Source organism: Mesorhizobium sp. M7A.F.Ca.US.014.04.1.1 (assembly GCF_003998745.1).
Classification (GTDB): Bacteria; Pseudomonadota; Alphaproteobacteria; order Rhizobiales; family Rhizobiaceae; genus Mesorhizobium; species Mesorhizobium ciceri.
The window spans coordinates 1-8,652 of record NZ_RZRW01000228.1; the positions used below are offsets into that span (position 1 = coordinate 1).

At 59.8% G+C, this 8,652-nt stretch carries 5 protein-coding genes and 1 pseudogene; 2 read left to right on the forward strand and 4 right to left on the reverse strand.

Annotated elements, in window-relative coordinates:
* Positions 1 to 499: 499 nt before the first annotated feature.
* Positions 500 to 1,639 carry a porin gene (locus EOA22_RS16655; protein WP_063169258.1) on the reverse strand — a complete coding sequence of 380 codons (1,140 nt, stop codon included), beginning with the start codon at positions 1,637 to 1,639 and terminating at the stop codon, positions 500 to 502.
* 681 nt (positions 1,640 to 2,320) lie between these two features.
* On the opposite strand from EOA22_RS16655, the gene EOA22_RS16660 reads away from it, so the two are divergent.
* Together EOA22_RS16660 and hemN are read left to right on the forward strand one after the other, a co-directional pair.
* The gene (locus EOA22_RS16660) at positions 2,321 to 2,677 is read left to right on the forward strand and encodes a hypothetical protein (protein ID WP_024505577.1); all 357 of its coding nucleotides are present in this window, start codon (positions 2,321 to 2,323) and stop codon (positions 2,675 to 2,677) included.
* A gap of 464 nt (positions 2,678 to 3,141) precedes the next feature.
* Positions 3,142 to 4,468, forward strand: a pseudogene (gene hemN, locus EOA22_RS16665) (oxygen-independent coproporphyrinogen III oxidase).
* Between the two features lie 234 nt (positions 4,469 to 4,702).
* Here hemN and EOA22_RS16670 read toward each other — a convergent pair.
* The 3 genes from EOA22_RS16670 to EOA22_RS16680 all read right to left on the reverse strand — a co-directional run.
* Positions 4,703 to 6,346 (reverse strand): MFS transporter, encoded by a 1,644-nt coding sequence (locus EOA22_RS16670; protein WP_063169257.1) that lies wholly within the window; start codon positions 6,344 to 6,346, stop codon positions 4,703 to 4,705.
* A gap of 173 nt (positions 6,347 to 6,519) precedes the next feature.
* Positions 6,520 to 7,503, reverse strand: coding sequence for a beta-ketoacyl-ACP synthase III (locus tag EOA22_RS16675; RefSeq protein ID WP_127390090.1), 984 nt, complete (start codon positions 7,501 to 7,503; stop codon positions 6,520 to 6,522).
* A partial coding sequence (locus EOA22_RS16680) for an adenosylmethionine--8-amino-7-oxononanoate transaminase (protein WP_127390091.1) occupies positions 7,500 to 8,652 on the reverse strand: 1,153 nt, incomplete at its 5' end. The genes EOA22_RS16680 and EOA22_RS16675, both read right to left, overlap by 4 nt.

The following is an 8,652-nucleotide window of genomic DNA, read 5'->3' on the forward strand; positions in this document are numbered from 1 at the left end:
ACGCAGCGGTGTGAGACGGGCATTCTTGTGGATGTTCATTCGGACCCTCCGATGGATGCTGAAGCGTGGTAACTCCAGTCTCCTCGGTCCGGTCCGAATGGACAACCTCTCGAAAGCTCACACCTAGGATGGGTGCTGCCACGCGGCTCGGACTCAGCGTGCATTATCACGTAAATGTTGAGAGAATGAATGGCGCCGCGAAGGGCAATTCCAGCCGTCCAAAGCGACAGGCGTGTCGCGGCCTCGACATTGCAGTGGCGCTTACCTAACACGGCCTCACACTGCCCTCTAAACGGCCCCGAATTTGAACTGACGGCCCCTGGCCGGTTCATCGGGCAGGTCAAGGGCTAGGTGTAGTACACAGGGCTCATAACTTTCAGTTTCTAGTTGGTACGATGGGCCGTGGACGGTCGATGCAGACTTCAAGATGGCGAACGAAGCTCTCCATGCGTGCGTTGTCGAGGCAAGTGCCTTTGCCATGCTCGCGACTGGAGAGATTTCAAAATGAGCCTTGTAAGCGGAGAATGCCGCCGACGCTGTTCGGCTTGCTCGTGCCCTTGACGGCGGTAGGCTCGGCAGGGCCGAGGCCAGAGTTGCCGTAGTGGTCGTAATCGACCTCGGCTGTGACCGTGAAGCCGGGAACGACCATGTAGGCGACGTTTGCAGCCACACCAGCATCCTTGAGCTGATCACCCGAGACCTGAAGGTTGAACGAAGTTTTCTCGTCAAACTCGTAGGTGGCGCCCGCCCAGAAAGCCCACTGGCCGTTCCAGATTTTGTACGAGCCGCGCCCATGATTGGCAATTGCGCCGTTTGAGTCCTCGTTGAGACTGGCATTGGAACCGTAGCCGAAGAGTCCAAACAGCGACAGCTGGTTTGTGACAGCGACGTCGACGCGGATCTTGCCGGCAAAAGCTTCGTAATTGCTGTCATAAGCCGCGACGCCGATGATCGAGCCCCAGCCTTGCGTGTATTTCAAGCCGGCGACAACGTGCGGAATATAGCTGTCGATAGTACCGGCTGAGCCCGATCCTTGTTCGAGCGAAATCACAGTCGAAATGCCGTTGCCGGCGTCGAAGTGGTACTGAGCCACGTTGGTGTCGAAGCCGGCCGACGGAACGAGCATACTATCGAGAACGTTGCCAGCGTAGCTTGCAAACGTATCGAAGGCCGACCCCTCCTTGCCAACTCGCAGGCCTCCCAGCTCGACCCAGGCAGAAGCCAGTGCGAGGCCGCTGTTGAAATCATAGTTCTGAGGACTGTCATGCGAGTTAGCGCTGTTGCCAAAATTCACCTGGGTTTCGGTATAGGTCGTCAACGCGCCGAGCTCGGTCTGCTGGCCGGTCCAAGTTTTGAACGTGAAGCGTGTGCTGTTTCGCCAAGTGCCTTGGTCCTCGCCAGTTCTCACGTCCGAGGTTCTTGCGCTGTCATACGATCGGACGTCACCCAGGCCGATATCGTAACGGACATAGCCGCCGATGCGCAGGCAGGTCTCGGTGTTGGGAATATAGGAATATCCCGAGCCGAGGACGTCGCAGATCTTGATGTACTCGGCCGGTTCCCGCTCGGCGCCAGCTGCTCGACCGACGGAAATGGTCATCAGAGCAGTTAAGCCGAGAAGAGGACTCTTGATGTACATGTCTAGATCTCCATGAAGGAATAAAAAGGATAGAGGCGAAAGAGCAAGCTTTTCCTCTAAATTTTGTGCGTGTTGTCTCCAATATGTGGACGCCAAAGCGCTTGACACGAGAGGTGAGCCAGCGTAAAAGCCACATGTACTTATAATAGTGTTTTCTGCTAGGAGATTCATTATCGTTTACATGTGAAACACTCCGGTCGGACCGCTGCAGCTCTCCGAATAGAGCAGCAAGCGACATGCCAACCTGAAGCGTAGATGCGGCCGACACCAAAATCGGGCCGACGCGCCTTCGTCTCGCTGGAATCACTTTTTTTGAGGGTCACTGCGAAAAGAAATGTGCGACACGGTTCGCCATGTTCGATATGTGACAGTCTCGTTTAACAGCGACGGCTTCCCGTCTGACCGCAACGGAGGCCGCGCCATCCGCTACCGAGAAGGATCACTGCGCGTACGCTCCGCAAGGGCTGCGCCAGGAACAGAGGGCGTGCACGTCCGAGGCGTCGCATGGTGGCCGCAGCACCTTTTCGCCGCTGTAAGTTCGCCGTGCAGGTACATTGCGCGGCCGGAAGCGAGAGGGAGCGCACCCTGAAACGGCTGCCTACGGCTCGCCTCGAGTAATTGGCGATGAACAGTATTCTCGAGAACTTAGTCTCGACGGAAAGAGCAACGAAAGGAAGCCGCTTGGACGAGCACGATCCGAAGGAAGAACCGATCGAGACCATTTTCCGCAACGGCACAATCACTGCCGTGGGTATCCTGCTTGCCTTTTCCCTCGGCTTCCTCACTCATTGGGCCGCGAACCCCTTGCCATGGCAACTCTACGATCTGTTCGCCGTAGTGCCGATCCTGCTCGGCATCGCACTGCAGATGAGAGCGCTGTCCATGCTGCTCGACATGAGTTCCTTGCGGCGCCCCATCTACGAACGCGCCAATCGCATTTTCATGGTCGGCCTCATCCAGACCGCGTGTGGCGTCGGCATGGCCATCTTGGTCGATCTTTTCGGGATATCGGTAGGGGGCACGCTGCCCGGCGCTTGACGACAAGCCACACCGCTCTTCGCTCGAAGCGACGTCAAGCCGGGGAACCTTGTGCACCCCCTAGCGGCGTCCTCCTTTCATCAAATGAGCCGACGTCAGCTTTAGAGCGTCTCGGTGGCTAAAGCCGGTATGGTTTTTCGGCCGGCAGGGAAGGCCGCTGGCTGGACCTGGATGGCGTCTGAACGAGGCTTGACAGGTCCGTTGCGTCGGACATGAATTTCGCATTGCAAAGTTCTTCCGCAGACGCCTCAAGCACACTGCACTGGCGTCACGTACTCAGACGTTGAATGCGGCACCGCACCATCACCTCAGGCGCAACCATGGCACGCGCGCTCCCCGGCGTGGTTGACCCCATCCTGTCCAAACGAGACTGCGACATAAGCGGGACGCACTGACTTAGGTCAGAGACCAGGACGAGCGCGCAACGAAAGAATGATGGATGAGCGACGTGGGATGACAGCTCCTTGCACACCTCAATCCTGACAAAGTACCGGGACCCCCGGCCGCCTTGGTATACCATCTATCCGACTGTGCCAGACTTCTCTGCGGCAGTTGGTGCTGACGATTATGAGGAATGGCTGGGGGGCCTCCCGGCCGACGAATCGGTGTCGCTCTATTTCCACATTCCGTTTTGCCGATCCATGTGCTGGTATTGCGGCTTCCCTACCGCGGTCATCCGTCGCAACGGCCCGATCCTTAATTATTTAGCGGTGCTGCGTCAGGAGATCAGTTTGGTGTCGGAGCAAGTGCGGCAAGGGCTGCCGGTGAGCGATGTGCATTTCGGCGGCGGAACGCCTCACCTTATCGGGCCAGCCGAGCACTTGGCGCTGATGGAATTTCTACGCCGCCACTTCGCTTTCAGCAAAACTGCTGCGATCGCCGTGGAGATCGATCCCCGAACGTTCACACCGGAAATGGCCGAAGCCCTGGCAGCTAACGGTGTCAACCGCGCGAGCATCGGATGCAGAGCTTTGATCCCGATGTGCAAAGGCGATCAATCGGATCCAGAGTAAGGTGCAGACGGCCGCTGCAGTCCAAAATCTCCGCCGGCATGGCGTTGGCCATATCAACTTCGACCTCATCTTCGGTCTACCGAAACAGACTGTGCAGTCCTGCATCCAGACCGCGATGGCTGCGGTCGCCATGCGCCCCAACCGGCTTGCGGTGTTCGGATACGCGCATATTCCTTCCGTGATAAAGAATCAGCGCCTAATCGAGCAGGCAGGTCTACCGGACGGCGATCTTCGCGCCGAACAGGCTGCAACTGTCGCCGAGACACTGGTTGGCGCTGGCTACCGGGAGATCGGGCTCGATCATTTCGCTCCGCCGGACGACGAACTTGCGCTAGCGCCAGAAGACCGGGCGCCTACGGCGTAATTCGCTGGGATACTCGGCCGATACTTGCAAAACGTGATCGGCTTCGGCGCGTCGGCTATTGGCCGAGTCCGCGAGGGGTATGTTCAGAACGAAGTAACACGGGATTCTTACGCCCGGCACATCGCAAGTGGACGTCTGGCGACATCAAAGGGTCACCGTCTGACCGACGATGACCGGGTGCGCGCAGCGATCATCGAGCGACTGATGTGCGATTTGGAGGCCGACGTGCCGACCATCTGTGCCGCCCACGAAATCGAACCAGCTCGTTTTCTCGATTCAGTTGAGAGTTTGGTGACGCTGGCTGAGGAGGGGATCCTGGACGTCGAAAACGGCTTCATCCGCGTGCGGCCGGAGCACCGCTTTGTTGTTCGCGCCGTTGCTGCTGCATTCGATGCTTTTCTCGCGAATCGATGAGTTGAGGCCACGACGCCGAAAGGCATCAGACCTTGTTTGGCGCTCGTCGGCATGGGCTCTCGCAGAAGACTCCGCAAGCGTATGCAGGGGACTTCCACTTGACGCCGCGTTCACCATCATCTCGCCTGGGTGCGCGCGAAAGCGCACAACCCGGAGCACGCTGCTCTCGGTGTGAGGCTGTGCTCTGCAAAGCACCGGTGATCCACCCTGTCCCTGGACAGCAGCTTGATGGCGTCATCTTGGAGGACGAGAAAAGATTGTCGAGGTACGGGTACGAATTGCCTCGGTCGTCCGTTCAATCGAAAGCACTGTCTGCGGAGGCACCTCTCCTTCATGCAGTGACAGGAGATGCTGGGCGACTTCCTTATCTGCTGCGGTGAGTCGATGATTTAGGCGGAGAAAGTCCATCCAGGTGGGGGTGCGGAATGTCTCCGTCCAAAGTGACGGTGTTTGCAGATTTCGCTGGAGCGTCCAGTTTCGTGCACCGGCACGGCTCTGGACGTGTCGCCGCGTGCGCATGGAGCCCAGAAAGGCCTCGATATTTTCCTCCGATATCAAATACTCGACCTTGGCCACGATAGGGCCACTTCTGGGTTTCAGATCGAGAGCCACGTCCGGCGGATGAAAAACTGAACTTTCTTGATCGGTTTCTTCCCAGGGACGGACCGGCAACACGATCCCCGCTGCTGCAACCAGCAACAGAGCGCCTGCGGCGCCCTCCAATGCTGAGGTCAAGGAATAGTTTTGCGCGACAGAACCCCAGATCCAGCTGCCAGCAGCCATACCGCCTGCGCTCAAGGCGTAGTAAATGGAGAGCGTGCGGCCTACAACCCACCTTGGGCTTGCCAACTGCACCGACACGTCAATGCCCGTCCAGGTGATAAGCCAACCCGCTCCGCCGAGCGCCAGCGAAATGGCCGCCACAGGAAGCGACGATGTAAGGGCAAGGGAGAGGCAACAGACTGCACAAGCCACAGAGGCGAAGGCCACCAGCCTGTTTTGAGACGTGACCTTCCTCAAGAAGCCGTTGCCCATACCCGCGATGAAAGCACCCATGCCGAAGCCGGCCAATAAGATACCGTAGACAATTGGCCCACTCTTCAACTGATCCCGGACGACGAGGGGGAGCAACGCCAGAATGGAGATGCTTGCCAACCCGAAAAGAGCGGCTCGGGCGGTCGCTGCCCTGATCTCCAAAGACATCGCCGTAAAGCGCACTCCGTCATGAATTGCCGTCGTCATTCTCTCACGAGGGAGAGGCGAAGAGCGGACCTCCCATTTGGTGCGCCATATCGCGCTTATGGGCGCCAGATCACTCACCGCAGCCAAGGCGAAAGCGGCCAGCGGCCCAAAGACGGCCAGGATCACGCCCCCCAAGGCTGGACCAACGCTGCGCACAATGTTGTATCCGACGGACATAAGCGTCACTGCGGCCGGAATGTCGCGTTTGTGAAGGATATCGCCGACCGAAGCGTGCCAAGCCGGATCATTCAAGGCAAAGCCGCAGCCGGCCAGGAAACCTAACCCGAGAATCAGCCAAGGACTGACAAATCCCAGACCCACAGAAATCATCAGCGTCGTCGACGCCGATGCTATCAGGCAGTGTCCCGCAAACATCACCCACCGGCGGCTGAAGTTGTCGGCAATGGCTCCGGCGAAAACTGAGAGGAAGAACACCGGCAATGTGGATGCGGCCTGGACGAGTGCCACCATGAGGTCGGACGCTGAAATCGTTGCCATAAGCCAACTGATGGCGACCGTTTGCACTAGCCAACCGAGGCTGGAAATCTGGGTGGCCGCCCAAATTGAGCGAAACACCTTGTTTCGAAATGGGGCGAGCGTCTTTGAAACGGGCGGTTGGGGATTTTCGCTCTGCATGAGGTATTGCTGGCCTTCGATGAGCGCTGCGATTTGAGCAAGCGGGTCGATACTTAGACATCGCGGAGCACCGCACGGACCCCAGCTCTATGGAGCTTGCCGGCGACTATTTGCGTATTGAGCCATTCTCATAGTCTCATTCATGAGCAGTCCTGTGCGCAAGCATTGCTTTGCTAAATTCCCACCACAAGCGCGCCGCCGCTGAGACCCGCACCCGCTGCCGCCAAGAGGACTTTCTCGCCAGGCCGAAACGGCTGCGCCCGATGGGCCAGCGACAATGAGAGCGGGATCGTCGCGGCGGAAGAGTTGCCATATTCGGCGATCGTCTTGACGATCGAGTGATCAGCGATGCCGAGGTTCCTGCCGACCGCGTCGAAAATGCGCGCATTGGCCTGATGCGGCACGAAACGATCGAGGTCTTGCGGCCTCAGTCGGGCAGCAGTGAGCGCATCTCTCGAGCAGGCGGTCATCATCTCCACGGCCTTGCTGAATACTTCACGGCCGTCAGTGATCGTCATCCGTGTCTGCGCGAGGTCGAGGTCGGCATGGAACGGAGTGTTGCTTCCCCCGGCGGGAATCTGGATTAGCCCGTAGCGCGAGCCGTCGGAATCCACCGAAGCGCCGAGAATGCCTCGATCCGGGTCATCGCAAGGACTGATCACCATGGCGCCGGCGGCATCGGCAAACAGCACGGCGCTGGCGCGCTCGGCCAAATTGATGCGGTGGCTGAGGATGTTGGCGGCGATGACAAGGCTCGCTTTGCCGTGCAGGCGGGGGAACCCGTCGGCGAACATCAGCGCATAGATGAAGCCGGCGCAGGCGCCGGTCAGGTCGATCGCTCCGGCGCGGCCTAGCCCCAGCCGATGTGCGACCAGCGGCGCGCTTGGCGGCAGAAGGTGATCGGGCGTCGACGTGGCGAGCAAGAGTAGACCGACGTCGCCGCGGTCGATACCGGCATTGGTCAGCGCCATGTCGCCGGCAGAGGCGGCAAGGCCCGACAGCGTGTCTTCGTCTGTTGCCCAGAAGCGCGAGCGAATTCCGGTGCGCCGCTCGATCCAGCCGGGCTCAAGCCCGAGCCGGTCTTCGATTTCCGGGTTCTCGACCTTGCGCGTCGGCGCATGATGGCCGAAGCCGAGAACGCGCGACGATAGGTTCATGGCCGCGAGCCGAAGCGTTCGCCGGCCTCCTCTATCGCGTCATAGAGCCCGTCCAATTCGTCGCTGGTGATGCAATAGGGCGGCAGAAGATAGAGGACATTGCCGAGCGGGCGCACCAACAGGCCGCGCTCAAGGAAAAAAGCGCGCAGTTTTGGCCCGATCTCGGCCAGATAACCGGCTGAGCCGGTGCGTAGGTCGAGTGCCGCGATGGTGCCGGTTGTCCGGCAGTCGGTGAAATATGGATTGTCCCGGAAGCGTTGCAGCCCCGCGGCCTGCCTCGCGCTCAAGACCGCGATCCGCTCGGCCACCGGCTCGTCACGCCAGATCTCGACATTGGCAAGTGCTGCCGCGCAGGCGATCGGATTGGCGGTGTAGGAGCTCGAATGGAAAAACGTCTTCTTGCGATCCTCCGAAAAGTGAGCGTGGAAGATGGCATCGGTGGCGATCGTGGCGGCCAGCGGGATGGTACCACCGGTCAGACCTTTCGAGGTGCACAAGATGTCGGGCGAGACGGACGCCTGTTCGCAGGCAAACATGGTTCCGGTGCGCCCCCAGCCGGTCATCACTTCATCGGCGATCACGAGCGTGCCGGAGGCTTCGGCGATCCTCTTCAATTCGGCAAGAACCCAGGCCGGATACATCAGCATGCCGCCGGCGCCAAGCACCAGCGGCTCGACGATCAGCGCGGCTGCGCGCCGGTCGCGGCTAACGGCCTCGAACCGATCCAGCGTTTCCTGCTCGCGCCCGGCGGCCGGGAAGGGGATGGTGTCGACCTCGAACAGCAAAGGCTCATAGGCGGCGTTGAAGACGCCACGGGCGCCGACGCTCATCGTGCCGATGGTGTCGCCATGATAGCTGTGCTCCATGACGGCGATGCGCGAACGCGACGCGCCGATGTTACGGAAATAGCCGAGCGCCATCTTCAGCGCGACTTCGACTGAGGTCGAGCCACTGTCGGAATAGAACACCCGGTGGAGGCCGGCGGGTGCGATGCCTACAAGCGCCTCGGCCAGCCGTTCGGCCGGCTCGTGGGTGAAGCCCGCGAAGATGATCTGGTCGAGGCTCGAGGCGGTCGTCTCGATGGCCTTCATGATGCGGGGGTGGCGATGGCCGTGGGTGACGACCCACCAGGAAGAAATCGCATCGAGG

What these genes read in the sequence shown, in the direction of transcription:
- EOA22_RS16655 (WP_063169258.1), bottom strand. Translation starts at nt 1,639, where the DNA reads ATGTACATCAAGAGTCCTCTTCTCGGCTTAACTGCTCTGATGACCATT.
- EOA22_RS16670 (WP_063169257.1), bottom strand. Translation starts at nt 6,346, where the DNA reads ATGCAGAGCGAAAATCCCCAACCGCCCGTTTCAAAGACGCTCGCCCCA.
- EOA22_RS16675 (WP_127390090.1), bottom strand. Translation starts at nt 7,503, where the DNA reads ATGAACCTATCGTCGCGCGTTCTCGGCTTCGGCCATCATGCGCCGACG.